The following is a 16,692-nucleotide window of genomic DNA, read 5'->3' on the forward strand; positions in this document are numbered from 1 at the left end:
GGCCGCCGAAGCGCATCGACTCATGGACAGCGGCCAACACACCGGAAAGATCCTGCTGGTCAACGGCTAGAGCCGGCAGGCCGTCCGCCCCTGCTTCCGCGTCTTTCGCGGTGGGCCCGCTGATCACGGGGCTCGGGAATGGGGTGCTTGATCTGGCGACGTCGCAGGTAGCGGCGATTGCGCCGGGAGGAATACGCCTTATCGCCGCCCAGGTGGATCTTGCAGGTCAGGCGCGCCCCGGGAGCGTCCGAGCCCCTCGTCTGGGCGGTGATGCCGGGGCGTGCTTACCTGGCCTTCCTCGGCCTCGCCGCCGCCCTCAGCTGCTACACAAACGACTCGCCCGCCTCACCACATCGGACACGGCCTGAGGCGGCGCCGCGGGGCGCGGGCGCTGAGGTGCGGTGCCAGGGGTCAGCTGCGGCGCCAGGGGTCAGCTGCGGCGCCAGGTGTCGCGGCCCGCCATGCCGAACTGCTTCAGGGCCAGTGCACGGTCCGGGACGACCGCCACGAAGGCGGCGTCCGGTGTTTCCGGGCCGTCGGGCATGAAGTCGTTGAGGTCGTAGTCGAACAGGCCCGTCCACAGCCGGCGCTTGGTGTCGAGGTCCGTGTGGACGGTCGCCGTGCCCCAGATCATCACCCCGTCGCCGCTCTCGTCGACCTGCCAGTGCATCGCGACCGCGGGATTCACCGCGATGTTGCGGGCCTTCACGCTCTTGGTGCTGGTGGAGAACCAGAGCGTGTCGCCCTCCCAGGCCGGGTGGACCGGGACGACGTGCGGTGTGTTGTCCGCGCCCACCGTGGCGATGTGGACCCACGGGGAGAGACGCGCCCCTTCCGCCTTGATCTCGTCGAGCTGCACTGCCGTCCTCCTCGGTCGCCGAAAGAGCACGAGCAGCGTAAACGGCGGGCACCCGGCGAGCCGGGTGCGCCGCGCCCGGGCGCGATCCCCGTACCCACGTGCGGAGCGTGACGGCCGCGGGCTCCACGTCACCGAAAGGGCCCGAGCGGCCCCGTGGATGTGATGCCAGGCATAGGAGCCAGGTCACGTCCTAAGGAGGCTAGTAGCGGCGGGCCGCCCCTCCCCCCGGGAAAAGGGCGCGTGGCGGATGATTCCGGACATTCCTCTTCAGTGGGGGTAGTACGTCACATCTTTGCGCTCCGCTCCAGGCGCCGTTAACCATGGCTGACGTTCCGGGGGAGCAACGCACCGGACCGGTCGGATCCCGTCCCGCCCGATCGTCGCTCTCGCCGAACCGGCCTTCGGTTCGCCCCCACTGATGTCACTCATTGGAGTCCCTCCGTATGACCGCCAACGCTCAGACCAGCACCAGCCGCATCGCCCGCCTTCGCAAGCTCTCCGTCGCAGGCATCGCCACCGCGGGTGCCGCGGCAGCGGCTCTCACGCTGGCCCCCTCGCCCGCCCACGCCGCCGAGCACACCTCGGTGAGCGTCACGGCGGAGAAGGCTGCGGCGGCCGACGCTCCGGCGAAGAAGGCCAAGAAGGCGAAGAAGGACTACGCCGACAACCTCGACGGCTGGATCAACGAGGCCCTGGACATCATGAAGTCCAAGAACATCCCCGGCAGCTACGAGGGCCTGAAGCGCAACATCATGCGCGAGTCCAGCGGCAACCCCAATGCCCAGAACAACTGGGACGTCAACGCCCAGAACGGCACCCCCTCCAAGGGTCTGCTCCAGGTCATCCAGCCGACCTTCGACGCCTACCACGTCAAGGGCACCAAGCACGACCTGACCGACCCGGTCGCCAACATCACCGCCGCGGCCAACTACGCCGCCGACCGGTACGGCTCCATCGACAACGTCGACTCCGCCTACTGACAAGGCACCGGGCAGGCATCCGGACCCGTGACCAGCCCGGGTCCGCTGCCACTTCCCTGAACGCGCACCCGTACGACGCCGGCCTCCGCCGGCGTCGTACTCGTGTTCGGCCAGCCCGTGGCGGGTGCCCCCTTTGCGGTAGCGGCCCAGCAGGGCGATCCGCCGCTGCCCGGAGCGGGAGCCCGCGCGTCAGCACGCGACGGGAGCGATGCACACCGTAGGGCGTCCCGCTCGTGTTGAACGCCGTGCTCGCGGCACAGCTGATCATGCGGCCGTTGTGCTGCAAGGCCGTCGCAATGCCCTCCTCCGGACCTGCTCCGGAGGTGTGGACCAATGGCGTGGACAGGTCGAGACCAGTTGTTCTCCGCGATGTCCCCAACGCCCCCCTGACACGGCACCTGTTGCGCCGCGATGCTGAAGCGCCGATGAGTGCGCAGCAGGCGCACTTGGTCCGCCTTCACCGGAGTTGCCGTGCTGTCAGCTGGATTCACTAGATCTGCGGTCGTCGTGGCGGCGTGTAGCGCCCTGGCGCTGGGCGCCGTCGGGCCGGCCGCCGCCGGGACCGCACCGCCGCCCGAGCCGCTCGCACGGTCGGCGGCCGACATGCTGAGGCCCGTCTCGCCGCCCGCCGCGAGCAATGCGGAGGACACCGGCGCCCGAGGATTCGAGAGCTTCTCCATCGCCGAGGGCGACGGGCTCGAGACCGCCCGCAGCACTCGTCCGCTCGCCCCCGGCGTCGAACTCACCTCGTACGACCGCCTGGAGTCCGACAAGTGGCTGCGGGTCGACGCGCTCTCCGTCGACCTCACCGGCCCCACCAAGGTCGACTACCTCTACCCCGGCAGGGTCGCCGCCCGCAGGACCGTCTCCCAACTCGCCGCCGAGCACGACCCCGGACCGGGCCGCCGCACCGTCGCCGCGATCAACGGTGACTTCTTCGACATCAACCAGACCGGGGCTCCCAGCGGCGTCGCCATCGACGACGGACAGCTCGTCAACTCGCCCGCCACCGGCTACCACCGGGCCGTCGGTTTCGGCCCGGCCGACGCGGGCCGCATCCTGCAGCTCTACTTCGACGGCACGCTGACCCTCCCCGCGGGCGCCCGGCCGCTGGCCGCGCTCAACGCCGCCAACGTTCCCGCGAACGGCATCGGCGCCTACAACGCCCAGTGGGGCGAGGCGGACCGCGCCCTCACCGTCGACGGAGCACAGCGCACCGCCGAGGTGACCGTCGTGGACGGGAAGGTGGCCACCGCGGCCGCCGCGCCCGGCAAGGGACCGGTCCCGGCCGGTACGACCGTGCTCGTCGGCCGGGACACCGGGGCCGACGCGCTCGCCGCGCTCGCCGTGGGCGACCCGGTCACCATGGAGTACCGCCCGCGCGCCGGCACCGGAGACGTGCCGCGGACCGCCATCGGCGCCAACGAACTCCTCGTCGTCGACGGCAAGCCGGTCGACCACGAGGGCGGCGGCAACAACACGGCGGCCCCGCGCACGGCCGTCGGCTTCTCGCAGGACGGCAGCAGGATGCATGTCCTCAGCGTGGACGGCCGCCAGGCCGACAGCGGTGGTACCACCCTGACCGAACTCGCCCTCATGATGCAGCGCGCGGGCGCGTACAACGCCATCAACCTCGACGGCGGCGGCTCCTCGACGCTCGTCGCCCGTGAGCCGGGCAGCGACTCGACGCAGGTGGAGAACAGCCCCTCCGACGGCACCGAACGGACCGTCCCCAACGGTCTCGCCTTCACCGCCCCCGACGGCAGCGGACGGCTCAAGGGCTACTGGGTCGAGACGGCGACGGACCCCGGCTCCGCGCCGACCGCCGACCCGGTCAGGGGCGGCCACCCCGAGCGGGTCTTCCCCGGACTCAGCCGCCGTCTCACCGCGGCCGGATACGACGAGACCTACGGTCCGGCGCAGGGGACGCCGCTCTGGTACGCGGAGAACCCCCTGGTCGGGCGCGTCGGCCACGACGGGGTGTTCACCGCACGGCACAGCGGCGGCACGAAGGTCACCGCCCGGCGCGGCAGCGCCCGCGGCAGCGTCCGGTTGACCGTCCTCGACGAGCTCGACCGGATCAGTACCTCCACCCGGCGGGTCGGTCTCGCCGATGCGCAGGCGTCGGGGCGCTTCGGCGTCATCGGCTTCGACGCGCACGGCACCAGCGCGCCCGTCGAGCCGAGCGACGTCGAACTCGACTACGACCACGCCCTGTTCGCCATCACGGCCGACACCGGCGGCGGCTTCACCGTGAAGGCCCGCACCACACAGGCCGCGGCCGGCCAGGTCAAGGCGACGGTCGCGGGCAGGAGCACGGTCCTCGCCGTCACCGTCGGGCTCGCCGAACAGCAGGAGGCGACCTTCGACGACGCCGACCGCTGGACGTTCAGCGCGGCCCGCGCCTCCGGATCCGTCGCGCCGGTGGCGGACGGACACACCGGCACCGGTCTCGAGATCAGCTACGACTTCACCCAGTCCACCGCCACCCGCGCCGCGTACGCCAACCCGCCCGGGCAGCAGATACCCGTCGACGGCCAGCCGCAGTCGTTCGGAATGTGGATCAAGGGCGACGGGAACGGCGCCTGGCCGACCCTGCACCTGAAGGACTCGGCGGGTTCCGACCAACTGCTGCGCGGGCCCTACATCACCTGGACCGGGTGGAAGTACGTCGAGTTCGCCGTCCCCGCCGGTGTCTCCTACCCGCTGACCGGCTACCGCTTCTACCTCGCCGAGACCGCGGCCGCCCGCTCGTACACCGGAAAGATCGTCATCGACGACCTGACGGCGAAGGTGCCGCCCGCGGTCGAGCTGCCGGACGAGCCGGCGTACCGCGACCCGCTCATCGGCACGGCCGCCGGGGCCGAGGGCAGGGACCGGCGGTTCGCCGTGATGTCGGACGCCCAGTTCGTCGCGCGCAGCCCGGGCAGCCCGATCGTCGCGCAGGCCAGGCGCACCCTGCGGGAGATCAAGGCCGCCCGTCCGGACTTCCTCGTCATCAACGGCGACCTCGTCGACGAGGGCTCTCCCGCGGACCTCGCCTTCGCCCGCACGATCCTGCAGGAGGAGCTGGGCGACGAGCTGCCCTGGTACTACGTGCCCGGCAACCACGAGGTGATGGGCGGGAAGATCGACAACTGCGTGGCCGAATTCGGCCCCGCCCAGCGGACGTTCGACCATGAGGGGACCCGCTTCATCACGCTCGACACCTCCAGCCTCGGCCTACGGGGCGGTGGGTTCGCGCAGATCAAGGAGCTCCGCCGGCAGCTGGACTCGGCTGCCGCGGACCCGCGGATCGGCTCCGTGATGGTCATCCAGCACGTGCCGCCGCGCGATCCGACGCCGCAGAAGGGCAGCCAGCTCGGCGACCGCAAGGAGGCCGCGATGCTGGAGAGCTGGCTCGCCGGCTTCCGCCGTACGACGGGGAAGGGCGTGGGGCTCATCGGCAGCCACGTCGGCACCTTCCACGCCGAGCACGTGGACGGCGTCCCGTACCTGATCAACGGCAACTCCGGTAAGAACCCGGCCACTCCGGCGGACGAGGGCGGCTTCACCGGCTGGTCGCTCGTCGGCTTCGACCGGGTGTCGGAGGTCCAGCAGGCCGCCGCGCGTCGGCAGCCGTGGCGCGGCGGCCCCGACTGGCTGACCGTACAGACCCGGGCCCACGTCGACGGTCTGACGCTCATCGCCCCGGCGGCGTTGCCCGCCGGGCAGAGCACCGCCGTCACGGCCACGGTCGTCCAGGGCGAGGGCACCGCAGCGCGGGAGGTGCCGGTGGGCTTTCCGCTGAGCGCCGACTGGAGCGGTTCGCCGAACGTGTACGTGGGGGACCCCGACCGGGCCAGGCCGTGGCACATCGCCGCGTACGACCCGGCGACGGGCAGGCTCACCGGTCTGCGGCCGGGCACGGGCACGCTCGCCGTGACCGTCAACGGCGCCGGGGCCGAGGCCCGCCTCGCCGTGGCCCGCCGGGGCGCGGGCCTGGCACCGGCCGCGTAACCCTGCGCATCCGGCCCCTGGGGGACCCGGGCCCGTCCCAGCGGACGGACCCGGGTCCCGCTGTGCGCGCGCCGGAAATCCGGATGACCGGAAGTGGCCGCTCTCCGTACTCTCGGCCCCATGAACCCCGCACACCTGCTCAATGTCGTCGATGTCGAGGCGACGTGCTGGGAGGGACAGCCACCGCCCGGAGCGGTCAGCGAGATCATCGAGATCGGGCTGACCGTGGTCGATCTGCACACGCGTGAGCGGGTGGCCCGGCACCGGATACTCGTACGGCCCGCGCGGTCCGAGGTCAGCGCCTTCTGCACCGAGCTGACCGGTCTCTGCGGGGCCGAGGTGGACACCGGCGTCGGGTTCGCCGAAGCCTGCCGGACCCTGGCCGCCGATCACGGTGCCGGGGCGCGCCCGTGGGCCAGTTGGGGCGACTACGACCGTCATCAGTTCACCCGGCAGTGCGCTGCGACGGGCACGGCGTACCCCTTCGGGCACCGGCACACCAACGCGAAGGCCGTCTTCACCGACTCCCACGGCCTCCGTAAGCGACCCGGGATGGCCCAGGCCCTCCGCATCGCCGGGCTTCCCTTGGAGGGCCGCCACCACAGCGGTGAGGACGACGCCTGGAACATCGCGGCGCTGGTGCTGTCGCTGGCGGACCGCGGCGACTGGCCGGCGTAGCGGGTCCGCCGCGCGACGGGCCAGGTGCTTCAACAAGATGACTACTCATGTTGTTGAGTACCCTGAGGGCATCGGAAGGACGGACGGGAGGCGGTGTCATGGCACTGCGGCACGCAGTGCTGGCGGCCCTGCTCGACGGGGAGTCCAGCGGGTACCAGCTGGCCAGGTCGTTCGATCTGGGCATGGCGAACTTCTGGCACGCACTGCCCCAGCAGCTCTATCTGGAGCTGACCAAACTGGAGAAGGACGGCCTCGTCGAAGGCCGTCGGGTCATCCAGGAATCACGCCCGCCGAAGCGGCTGTTCACCCTCACCGAAGCGGGGCTGGCCGAACTGGCGCGGTTCGCCGAGGCCGCCGCCAAGCCGTCCTTCATCCGCGACGACCTGATGGTCAAGGTGCAGGCCGTGGACCACGGACCCGTGGAGCCGGTGCTCGAACAGCTCGACGAGCGGGCCGCCATGGCCGCCGCCAAGATCGACATCTTCGAGCGGTTCCTGCGACGGCTGCGCGGCGACCTCGACGAGGAGACCTTCCTGGCCACCGCGGAACGCGTCGGACCGTATCTGACGTGTCTGCGGGGCCTGCGCTTCGAGGAGGAGACAGCCGCCTGGTGCGCGAGGACGGCCGGCGCCCTGCGGGTACGCAGCGGTCTCGCCCGGGGCGGCCCGCGACCGTGACGTGCCGCCCCGGGCGGCGTCGAGGACCGGGTGCCCCGGATCTGGCGTCGAGGACCGGGTGCCCCGGAACCAGGCGGTGAGTGGCGGGTGTTGAGGGCCCGGGGGTGGCCGGGTCCCGGGGTCAGGACAGCTTCTTGAGGACCTCGGTCGCGACCGCCGTGGAGGAAGCCGGGTTCTGACCGGAGACCAGGTTGCGGTCGACGACGACGTTCGGGGCCCACGGCTCGCCCTCCTGGACCTGCACGCCGGCGTCGGTCAGCCGGTCCTGGAGCAGCCACTTCGCCTTGTCGGCGAAGCCGGCCCCGGTCTCCTCAGCGTTGGTGAACGCGGCGACCCGGTAGCCGGCGAAGGCGTTGGAGCCGTCGGCGTGGGCCGCGGCGAGCAGCGCGGACGAGGCGTGGCAGACGACGGCGAGCGGCTTCCCGGAGCCGAGGGCGTCGATCAGCAGCCGGCCGGATCCCGCGTCGGTGGAGAGGTCCTCCATGGGGCCGTGGCCGCCCGGGTAGAGGACGGCCGCGTAGTCGTCGAGGTTCACCTCCGCCAGCTCGATCGGGTGCTGGAGGGCGGTGAACGCGTCGAGGGCCGCGGCGGTCCTTTCCGCACCCTCCCGGCCGCCGTTGACCTCCGGGGCGAGGCTGCCCTTGTCCACGGTCGGGACGACACCGCCGGGCGTGGCGACGACGATCTCGTGGCCCGCCGCCGTGAAGGCCTCGTACGGGACGACGGCCTCCTCGGCCCAGAATCCGGTGGGGTGCTCGGTGCCGTCGGCGAGCGTCCAGTGGTCGGCGCCGGTCATCACGAAGAGGATCTTCGACATGGGTGGTTTCTCCGAAGGGAGGGGAGGGGCGGTGGGTGACGACAGGACGGTAGACCGCCTCAGTCATAGGTATCCAATGAGGATGTCGATGCCGGCCATAGCCTTTCCGATGGGTCTCGAGGGCGGGCAAGGGCTAGGGTTCCGGTGTGAGCCAGGAGGAATCCGATGCCGGCGCGCCGGGTCCCGGCGCCGCACCCGCCCCGCACGCCGATCTGAATCTGCTGCGTACCTTCCTCGCCGTGTACCGCTCCGGGTCCTTCACCGCAGCCGCGCAGCTGCTGGGGTTGTCGCAGCCCACCGTGACCACCCAGATGCGCGCCCTGGAGCGGCAGTCGGGACGTGAGCTGTTCGAGCGGCTGCCGCGCGGGGTCGCCCCGACGTCCGTCGCCGACGAACTCGCGGCCCGGATCGCCGCGCCTCTCGACGCGCTCGCCGCCGCCACCGGGCACGGCACCCCCGAGGGCGGGCGTCCCGCCGAGCCGGTCCATGTCGCGGGCCCGGCGGAACTGCTCTGCGTCCGGGTGCTGCCGGCGCTTGCGGCCCTCGTCGCCGACGGGGTGCGCCTGCGCGTCACCATGGGCCTGACCGACGCACTGCTCGACGAGCTGCGCGCGGGCCGCCACGATCTGGTCGTCGCGACCAGAAGACCGCGCGGGCGGACCCTCGCCGCGGCTCCCCTCATGGACGAGGAGTTCGTCCTGGTCGCGGCCCCCGTGTGGGCGGAGCGGGTCGCCGGACGCATGGCCACCGACGGGCCCGCCGCACTGCACCCCGTGCCGCTGGTCAACTACGCCGAGGACCTGCCCATCGCCCGGCGGTACTGGCGGCATGTCTTCGGCAGGCGCCTGGCCTGTCGGGCCGCCGTCACCGTCCCCGATCTGCGCGGCGTACTCGCCGCCGTCACGGCGGGCGCCGGCTTCGCCGTGCTGCCCCGCTACCTCTGTCCGGACGAACTCGCCTCGGGCCGTCTCGTGCTCCTCCACGATCCCGACGAACCGCCGATCAACACCTGCTACCTCGTTCAGCGCCCGGGGACCTCGGACAACCCGCACGTCGCACGGGTGCGTGACCGGCTGCTCCAGGCCGGCCGCGACTGGTAGGGGCGCGAGGTCTCCCGTACGCCGTCGACGTCCCGGGCCACGGCCGTCACGGAGCGCCTTGCTCCGCGCCCCGGAAGGTGCGCCGGTAGGTCAGCGGGGACACGCCGATGGACGCGTGCAGATGCTGGCGCAGGGACGTACCGGTGGCGAAGCCCACCCGGCCGGCGATCTCGTCCACGGGCATGTCGCTGGCTTCGAGCAGGTGCCTGGCCCGGGCGACGCGCTGCTGGGTCAGCCAGCGCCCGGGGCTCATGCCCACCTCGTCCTGGAAGCGGCGGGCGAAGGTGCGCAGGCTCATCCGCGCGTGGCCGGCGAGGCCGGCCAGGGACAGCGGCTCGTGCAGGTTCTCCAGTGCCCACTGCCGTGTCGCGGCGGTACTGGTCGAGGACGGCTCGGGCACCGGCTGTTCGATGTACTGGGCCTGACCGCCGTCCCGCCAGGGCGGGACCACGCACATCCGTGCCACCTGGTTGGCCACCTCGCTGCCGTGGTCACGGCGCAGGAGGTGCAGGCACACGTCGACACCGGACGCGGCACCGGCGGAGGTCAGCACGTCCCCGTCGTCGATGAAGAGGACGTCCGCGTCGAGCGCCACCTGTGGGAACCAGCGGTGGAAGATCTCCGCGAGCGCCCAGTGGGTCGTCGCCGGGCGTCCGTCCAGCAGGCCGGCGGCGGCGAGGACGAACGCGCCGGTGCAGATGGACACGATGCGGGTGCCGGGCCGCAGCGACGCCAGGGCGGCGGCGACCGCGGGCGGGAGCGTCTCCGTGATGAATGACGTGTCGAACGGAGGGAGCACCACGGTGTCCGCCTCGGCCAGGACCTCCGGTCCGTGCTCCACGGTGATCGAGAAGTCGGAGCTGGTCCGCACGGTGCGCCGCTCGTCGGCCGTGCAGGTCCGCACCTCGTACCGCCCGCCGGCGGAACCGAAGACGCGGTTCGCGATGCCCAGCTCGAAGGGGTAGACCCCGTCGAGAGCCAGCACGACGACACGATGCACACGACCCATGGCACGATCCTATCGGAAGTTGGCAATCGTGCCATGGTCCGGAACGGCGGAGTGACGGACGCTGGAGACATGAGCGAGACGACGAACACCACAACATCCCCGGTCACCATGCGCGCCATCAGCCAGGACGAGTACGGATCCCCGGAGGTGCTCAGGGAAGTGCGGCTCCCCAGGCCCGCTCCCGGACCGAGCCAGATCCTGGTCGCCGTGCGTGCGGCCGGCGTCAACCCCACCGACTGGAAGCACCGCGCGAGCGGCATGTTCCTCAACCGCCTGCCCCTCGTCCTCGGTTGGGACGTCTCCGGCGTCGTCGAGGCCGTCGGCTACGGCGTCACCCTCTTCAAGCCTGGCGACGAGGTCTTCGGCATGCTCCCCTATCCCTACGGGGTCGGCGCGCACGCCGAGTTCGTGACGGGGCCCGCGCGCGCCTTCACGCACAAGCCGGCCGCCGTCGACCACGTCCAGGCCGGGGCGCTGCCGCTCGCCGCGCTCACCGCCCGTCAGGCGATCGTCGACACCGCCGACGTCCGGCCCGGGCAGCGGGTCCTCATCCACGCGGCCGCCGGGGGAGTGGGCCATCTCGCCGTGCAGATCGCCAAGTCCCTGGGCGCGTACGTGATCGGCACCGCCAGTGCGCCCAAGCACGACTTCCTGCGCTCGCTCGGCGCGGACGAGGTGATCGACTACCGCACCACCGACTTCGTCGACGCCGTACAGGACATCGACATGGTGCTGGACCCGCTGTCCGGCGAGACCCGCGCCCGCTCGCTCGACGTGCTGCGCCCCGGTGGCGTCCTCGTGTCGCTGCTGCCCGGGGACGCCCCGGACGAGGCGGAGCGGGCGGCCCGCCTCGGAGTACGCGTCGAGACCCTCCTGGTCGAGGCCGACCACGCGGGCATGCGCGCCGTCGCCGAACTCGTCGAGGCAGGACGGCTCCGCGCCCACATCGAGGCGACGTTCCCCCTCGCGGAAGCCGCGAAGGCGCACGCCCTGGGCGAGACGGACCGGACCACGGGCAAGATCGTTCTGGTGGTCGAGTAACAGGTCGGCCCCTGACCGCCCCGATCAGGCACCGGGAGCCGGGGTGACGGACGCCGGGACGGCCGCCCCGCAGGTGGCGTCCGTCGCGTCCCGGCCGGGTGCGTCGGGCTCGTGTTCGTCACGGCCGGGTTCGTCATCGGCGCCTTGGTCGGGGTCGCGGCCGGGGTCGCGGTCCGGGTCGGGGTCGGCGTCGGGGGCGCGGTCGCGGTCCGGGTCGCGGTCGGGGTCGGGTGCGTCGCGGCCGGGCTCGGCCGCGTACTGCGCCGCCTGGGTGCGGAACATGGACGCGTACCGCCCGCCCGCCGCGATCAGTTCGTCGTGGGAACCGTGCTCGATCAGCCGGCCCTCGTGGAGGACATGGATCGTGTCGGCATGGCGGACCCCGGACATGCGGTGCGTCACCAGCACGATGGCCCGGCGCGGGCCCGCCAGCCTCCGGATCCGCTCGAAGGCGGCGATCTCCGCCTCGGGATCGAGCGCGGAGGTCGGCTCGTCGACGATCAGGACGCCGTCCGCCCGGCAGTGGTGGGTTCGGAAGTGGGTGCGGGCGAGGCCGATCTTCTGCCATTCGCCGCCCGAGATCTCCGACGCCCCGCGGAACATGCGGGCCAGTAGGGTCCCCAGGCCGTGCGGCAGCCGGCCGACGACCGACGACGCGCCCGCGTACCGCACCGACTCCGCCAACTCCTCCTCGGAGGCGTCCCGGTAGGGGCGCCCGATGCGGATGTTCATCGCGGCGGTCATCGGCCAGCGCTCGAAGTCCTGGGTCAGCAGGGCGACCCGGTCGAACAGCTGGGCGCGGTCGAGGCCGGCCATGTCGACGCCGGCCCAGTGGACGGTGCCGCTCTTGGGCAGCAGCAGTCCGGCGAGGACCTTGATCAGGGTGCTCTTGCCCGATCCGTTCTCGCCGACCACGGCCGTCACGGATCCCATGGGGATCGTCAGCGACACCCCGTCCAGGGCGGGCGTGTCACGGTCGGGATAGCGGTACGTGACACCGTCCATGCGGATCTCGCCGACCCGGTCGGGCACGTCGAGCCCGCCCTCCGGAATGGCGTACCTGCCCGCCTCCTCCAGGAAACGGTCGTGGTCGTGGACGTACAGCGCCTCCTCATGGAGCTGGTTGACGTTCATGACCAGCGCGCCGAGGTTCGCCGACCCCGAGCGCACCGCGATCACGGCCGTGCCGGCCACCGCCAGCTCCATGTGCCCGGCCACGATCAGCCAGACCATCACCCCGTACGTGCACACCATCGCGAGCCCGGACATGCCGGCCGCCAACAGCTCGGTCAGGGCCTTGTTCGTGGCCAGCCGCTTCTGCTCCTCCTCGGCGCTCTCGGCCATGTCCCGGTAACGGTCGAGCAGGAACCGGCCCACGGTGTGGATACGGACCTCCTGCGCCGCGGTGCGCGAGGTGAGCAGGCTGCCGAGCAGCCGGCCGGCCCGTAGGTGCTCGACCCACGCCATCACCGAGACATAGCGCTCCTGGGCCACCCGCATGGCGCCCCAGCCGCGCGGGGCCGCGATCAGCAGCAGCATCGGCAGCAGCGCCGGGTGGAGCACCGTCAGCACCCCGCCGGCCGCGACCAGCGAGATGGTGCCGTTCATCGCGGCCACACAGGCACCGATCATGCGGCGCGCGGAGGCGGCACCGTACTGGGCGACATCGATGAGCCGGCGGAACTCGGGGTCCTCGATGGCCTCCAGCTCCACCGCCGCTGCCGCCGCCAGGTACTCGGTCGTGGCCAGCCGCTCGACCAGCGGCTCCAGCCGGCCGGCCTGTGACGTGGACCAGCAGGCGAGCCCCGCATTGACCACCGCGACCACGCCCACGGTGATCAGCGCGGGCAACGCGGCGTGCAGCCGTTCGACCGGTGTGCCGCCGCCCAGCAGCGCGTACATCACCGCGTTCACCGCGAGCAGCCCCACCGCCGCGGCGACGCCCTGACCCACCTCGCTCACCGCGACCGCGACCAGCGCCGGCCGGTCGGCCCGCCAGGCCCTGCGCAGGGTGCCGCCGACCAGCCGTGGCATCGCGCGCACCGCGGACAGCATCGTCAGATCCAGCCAGGCGCGCTCATGCTCCGCCCAGCCCAGGTCGTAGCGCAGCGGCCCGCCGAACAGCTCCCGCTCGCTCGCCGAGACCGTGGCCTCGGACATCCTCACCCGCCGGAACATCTTCATCCCTGACCCCCTCCCGTGAGCCCATGGATACCCACCCTCCGCGTCAGGTCCCCCGTTCACGCCCGCGCACCCGGCACATACGCATGCGCCTCCCGGTGAACGGCGTCGGCCCACGGCACGTATAGACGAGCGGACCCGGGCCGCTTCCCGGGTCCCGCACAGCTGGTGACACCGTGTCAGTACGACCTTGGGGCCGCGGATGAGGCACGCACGACGCAACCTTCAGCGGATCGCGCGGCTGGCGGCCGTCGGCGGGCTGGTCTGCGGCTCGTTGATGGTCTCCGACGCCATGGCGGGCGAAACACCGGCGCCGCCGCCGGGCGCCGGCGGCACCACGCGGGCCGGCGATGCCACGGCGAGCCTCGTGGAGCGGCTCGGCAGCGCCCGTACCGCGGGCAACTGGACGGGGGCCGACGGCCGTCCCGTCGTCGCCGTGACCGACACGGACGCGGCGGCCGAGGTGCGCCGGGCCGGGGCGGACGCCAAGGTCGTACGCCACAGCATGGACCGGCTCCGCTCGGCCACCGAGACCCTGCGCGAGGCACCCCGGGTGAGCGGCACCGCGTGGTCGATGGACTACGCGTCCAACGAGGTCGTGGTGCACGCCGACACCACCGTCTCCGCCGCCGACTGGACACGCCTGTCGTCGGTCGCCGAGGGCATCGGCGGCTTCGTCCGCATGGAAAGGACCGAGGGGACCTTCACGACCCGGATCAACGGCGCCGCCCCGTTGTTCGGAGGCAACAGCCGCTGCTCCGCCGGCTTCAACGTCACCGACGGCCGCGCCTCGTTCATCCTCACGGCCGGGCACTGCGGTGGCGTCGGCACCACCTGGTTCGAGGACCGCGGGCGGGACGACAGGGTCGGCACCACCATCGCCGCCAGCTTTCCCGGCGACGACTTCTCCCTCGTGAAGTACGAGGACGGCCGGGCCCCCGAACCGGCCGGCGACGCGGGCATCGTGGCGATCGGCGACGGACGCGGCGTACGGATCACCGGAGCGGCCGACCCCGACGTCGGCCAGCAGGTCTTCCGCAGCGGCAGCACCACGGGACTGCGCACCGGGCGGGTCACGGCGCTCAACGCGACGGTCAACTACCCGGAGGGCACGGTCACCGGACTGATCGAGACCACGGTCTGCGCGGAACCCGGCGACAGCGGGGGCCCGTTGTTCGCGCAGGGGCTGGCGCTCGGAGTCACCTCGGGCGGCAACGGGGACTGCACCACGGGAGGCATCACCTACTTCCAGCCGGTGACCAGCGCGATGACGGCGCTCGGGGTGAGCCTGGCCGGACAGGCCGCCGCCGGCGGGGGCGGCGACGGCGCGGGCCCGGAGCAGACAGGCCCGTCGGCTCCCGCCGCCCAGGCGCCCCCACCGGGTGCGGAATCGGGAACCGGAGCGGGAGCGGGAGGAGCGCCCGGAGGCGCCGCGTCGCCGGGAGGCGCGGGCGGACCGGGGATCGTCACCGAGCTCGCCGAGGGCCTCGGGCCGCTCGGCGCGGTCGCCCCGGGCCTCGCCGTCATCGGTACGAGCCTGGTCCTGCTGCTGATCAGCCGCTGGATCCAGTCGGCCCAGGGCCGCAGGAACTACCGCGAGTTCTACTCGCAGACCTGGGCCTGACCCCTGCTCACCCGACGCCGGCGCCCCGCCCGGTGACACCCGCGCCCCGCCCGCTGTGACGAGCATCACCGATGGGTCGCGCTTCTTCAGGGGCACCGGCGGGCGGTACGTTCCCCGCCATGACTGACGATCTTGCGTACGCGGGTGTCGCCGGACAGGCCGCGGCCATCCGCGCGGGCGACGTGTCCGCCCGCGAACTCACCGGGCTGCTGCTCGCACGCATCGAGCAGCACGGCGGCAGCCTCAACGCGTTCACCGTCGTCATGGCCGAGGAGGCGCTGGCCGAGGCCGCCCGCCGGGACGCCACCGCGCCGCAGGACCGGGGCCCGCTGCACGGAGTGCCGGTCGCCATCAAGGAGGAGAACGACGTCGAGGGCCGGGTGACGACCTTCGGCACCGCCGCCAACACCCGGCCCGCGCCCGCCGACAGCGAGGTCGTACGCAGGCTCCGTGCAGCCGGTGCGGTCGTCATCGGCAAGACGAACATGCCCGAGTTCGGCCTGTTCCCGTTCACCGAGTCGGCGGCGCACGGCAGCACCCACAACCCGTGGTCCGCCGAGCACTCGCCCGGCGGCTCCAGCGGCGGCTCGGCGGCCGCGGTCGCCGCCGGTCTGGTACCGGCCGCCCTCGGCGGGGACGGCGGCGGCTCGATCCGCATCCCGGCCGCCTGCTGCGGCCTGTTCGGGCTGAAGCCCACCCGGGGGCGCGTCACCACCTCCCCGCATCCGCACCTGTGGTGGGGGCTCGGCGTACTCGGTCCGCTGACGCGCTCCGTCATGGACTGCGCCCTCGTCCACGACGCGATCCGCGGCCCGGCCGAGGGGGACATGTTCCGGGCCGGCGAGCCGGCCACCTCGTTCACGGCGGCAGCGGCCGCCGAACCCCCGCGGCTGAGGATCGGCTGGTCCACCAAGCCCGCCGCGCTCGGAGTACGGCCCGCACCCGAGGTCGTCAAGGCCGTCACCGACACGGCGGCGCTGCTCGCGCGACTGGGGCACCAGGTCGAGGAGATCGACCCCCACTACCCCGACCCGACCGCGGCGTTCGTGCCCCAGTGGTTCGCCGGGCTGCGCACCGAGGCGTTCGCGATGGACGACTACAGCCGTCTGGAGCGCCGTACCCGTGAGACGGTCCGCCTCGGCGCCTGGGCCCGTCCCGGGGTCACCCGGTGGGCCATGGCCCGGGGCGAGCGGACCGCCGTCAGGGCGAACCGGGTCTTCGAGCACGTCGACGTACTGCTCACGCCGACGATCGCGGGCCTCCCGCCCAGGAGCGGACGGCTGAGCGGCACCGGAACGGTCCGGGCCGCGCTGCGGGCGATGCCGATGATCGCGTACTGCGCGCTGTGGAACGTCACGGGCAACCCCGCGGCCTCGGTCCCGGCCGGGTTCACGGACGACCGACTGCCGCTCGCCGTGCAGCTCGTGGGCCGCCGCGACGACGAGACGACCCTGCTCTCCCTGGCCGCCCAGCTGGAGACGGCCCGCCCCTGGGCCGGCCACACGCCCATGGCCCAGTAGGGCTTCGCCAGTCGTGTCCGGCCCGTCCCGCTCCCGGACGGAGCCGGACGCGCGGTGCCCGGAACGGCTGCCTCCAGGCCTCTCGTCCGCAGACCGGCGTTCACAGGACGTTGCCGGCCCGGCAATCCGCCCTGCCTAGCCTCCCGACGGCGCGATCCCGGCGGCCGTCCGGCCCGCCGGCACAGGACACGACTCGGTGGAGAAACC

At 72.8% G+C, this 16,692-nt stretch carries 12 protein-coding genes and 1 pseudogene; 8 read left to right on the plus strand and 5 right to left on the minus strand.

What is annotated here, in order from left to right:
• Positions 1-62 precede the first annotated feature (62 nt).
• Positions 63-285 (minus strand): annotated as a pseudogene (locus ACIQMR_RS12280) (IS5/IS1182 family transposase); the annotation flags it as partial.
• Positions 286-430: 145 nt separating this feature from the next.
• Positions 431-859 carry a pyridoxamine 5'-phosphate oxidase family protein gene (locus ACIQMR_RS12285; RefSeq protein WP_401385343.1) on the minus strand — a complete coding sequence of 143 codons (429 nt, stop codon included), beginning with the start codon at positions 857-859 and terminating at the stop codon, positions 431-433.
• A 443-nt stretch (positions 860-1,302) separates the two neighbouring features.
• Here ACIQMR_RS12285 and ACIQMR_RS12290 point away from each other — a divergent pair, with 443 nt between their 5' ends.
• The 4 genes from ACIQMR_RS12290 to ACIQMR_RS12305 all read left to right on the plus strand — a co-directional run bounded on the left by ACIQMR_RS12290 (position 1,303) and on the right by ACIQMR_RS12305 (position 7,193).
• A complete protein-coding gene (locus ACIQMR_RS12290) occupies positions 1,303-1,839 on the plus strand; it encodes a transglycosylase SLT domain-containing protein (RefSeq protein WP_401385344.1) in 537 nt (178 codons plus the stop codon).
• A 507-nt stretch (positions 1,840-2,346) separates the two neighbouring features.
• A complete protein-coding gene (locus tag ACIQMR_RS12295) occupies positions 2,347-5,838 on the plus strand; it encodes a phosphodiester glycosidase family protein (protein ID WP_401385345.1) in 3,492 nt (1,163 codons plus the stop codon).
• Positions 5,839-5,958: 120 nt separating this feature from the next.
• The gene (locus ACIQMR_RS12300) at positions 5,959-6,516 is read left to right on the plus strand and encodes an exonuclease domain-containing protein (protein ID WP_401385346.1); all 558 of its coding nucleotides are present in this window, start codon (positions 5,959-5,961) and stop codon (positions 6,514-6,516) included.
• Between the two features lie 98 nt (positions 6,517-6,614).
• Positions 6,615-7,193, plus strand: coding sequence for a PadR family transcriptional regulator (locus tag ACIQMR_RS12305; protein ID WP_401385347.1), 579 nt, complete (start codon positions 6,615-6,617; stop codon positions 7,191-7,193).
• Positions 7,194-7,314: 121 nt separating this feature from the next.
• Here the strand turns inward: ACIQMR_RS12305 and ACIQMR_RS12310 are convergent, their stop codons facing one another.
• A complete protein-coding gene (locus ACIQMR_RS12310; RefSeq protein WP_401385348.1) occupies positions 7,315-8,010 on the minus strand; it encodes a type 1 glutamine amidotransferase domain-containing protein in 696 nt (231 codons plus the stop codon).
• 146 nt (positions 8,011-8,156) lie between these two features.
• Here ACIQMR_RS12310 and ACIQMR_RS12315 point away from each other — a divergent pair, with 146 nt between their 5' ends.
• Complete coding sequence (locus ACIQMR_RS12315; protein ID WP_401385349.1) at positions 8,157-9,110, plus strand: LysR family transcriptional regulator; 954 nt, start codon at positions 8,157-8,159, stop codon at positions 9,108-9,110.
• A gap of 46 nt (positions 9,111-9,156) precedes the next feature.
• Here the strand turns inward: ACIQMR_RS12315 and ACIQMR_RS12320 are convergent, their stop codons facing one another.
• Positions 9,157-10,119, minus strand: coding sequence for a GlxA family transcriptional regulator (locus tag ACIQMR_RS12320; protein WP_401385350.1), 963 nt, complete (start codon positions 10,117-10,119; stop codon positions 9,157-9,159).
• 108 nt (positions 10,120-10,227) lie between these two features.
• On the opposite strand from ACIQMR_RS12320, the gene ACIQMR_RS12325 reads away from it, so the two are divergent.
• A complete protein-coding gene (locus ACIQMR_RS12325; protein ID WP_401385725.1) occupies positions 10,228-11,160 on the plus strand; it encodes an NADP-dependent oxidoreductase in 933 nt (310 codons plus the stop codon).
• Between the two features lie 24 nt (positions 11,161-11,184).
• On the opposite strand, the gene ACIQMR_RS12330 is transcribed toward ACIQMR_RS12325, so the two are convergent.
• Positions 11,185-13,344, minus strand: coding sequence for an ABC transporter ATP-binding protein (locus ACIQMR_RS12330; RefSeq protein ID WP_401385351.1), 2,160 nt, complete (start codon positions 13,342-13,344; stop codon positions 11,185-11,187).
• Between the two features lie 199 nt (positions 13,345-13,543).
• On the opposite strand from ACIQMR_RS12330, the gene ACIQMR_RS12335 reads away from it, so the two are divergent.
• Positions 13,544-14,965: a S1 family peptidase gene (locus ACIQMR_RS12335; RefSeq protein ID WP_401385352.1), complete on the plus strand. Its 1,422-nt coding sequence runs from the start codon at positions 13,544-13,546 to the stop codon at positions 14,963-14,965.
• Between the two features lie 119 nt (positions 14,966-15,084).
• Positions 15,085-16,485 (plus strand): amidase, encoded by a 1,401-nt coding sequence (locus tag ACIQMR_RS12340; protein ID WP_401385353.1) that lies wholly within the window; start codon positions 15,085-15,087, stop codon positions 16,483-16,485.
• Positions 16,486-16,692: the final 207 nt, after the last annotated feature.

It is taken from the genome of Streptomyces sp. NPDC091376, from assembly GCF_044757085.1.
GTDB lineage: Bacteria > Actinomycetota > Actinomycetes > Streptomycetales > Streptomycetaceae > Streptomyces > Streptomyces pratisoli.

Bases quoted from the DNA above. Each gene is read 5' to 3' on its own strand.
- ACIQMR_RS12310 (WP_401385348.1), bottom strand. From the start codon at position 8,010: ATGTCGAAGATCCTCTTCGTGATGACCGGCGCCGACCACTGGACGCTC.
- ACIQMR_RS12290 (WP_401385344.1), top strand. From the start codon at position 1,303: ATGACCGCCAACGCTCAGACCAGCACCAGCCGCATCGCCCGCCTTCGC.
- ACIQMR_RS12335 (WP_401385352.1), top strand. From the start codon at position 13,544: ATGAGGCACGCACGACGCAACCTTCAGCGGATCGCGCGGCTGGCGGCC.
- ACIQMR_RS12300 (WP_401385346.1), top strand. From the start codon at position 5,959: ATGAACCCCGCACACCTGCTCAATGTCGTCGATGTCGAGGCGACGTGC.
- ACIQMR_RS12330 (WP_401385351.1), bottom strand. From the start codon at position 13,344: ATGAAGATGTTCCGGCGGGTGAGGATGTCCGAGGCCACGGTCTCGGCG.
- ACIQMR_RS12340 (WP_401385353.1), top strand. From the start codon at position 15,085: ATGACTGACGATCTTGCGTACGCGGGTGTCGCCGGACAGGCCGCGGCC.
- ACIQMR_RS12305 (WP_401385347.1), top strand. From the start codon at position 6,615: ATGGCACTGCGGCACGCAGTGCTGGCGGCCCTGCTCGACGGGGAGTCC.
- ACIQMR_RS12320 (WP_401385350.1), bottom strand. From the start codon at position 10,119: ATGGGTCGTGTGCATCGTGTCGTCGTGCTGGCTCTCGACGGGGTCTAC.
- ACIQMR_RS12325 (WP_401385725.1), top strand. From the start codon at position 10,228: ATGCGCGCCATCAGCCAGGACGAGTACGGATCCCCGGAGGTGCTCAGG.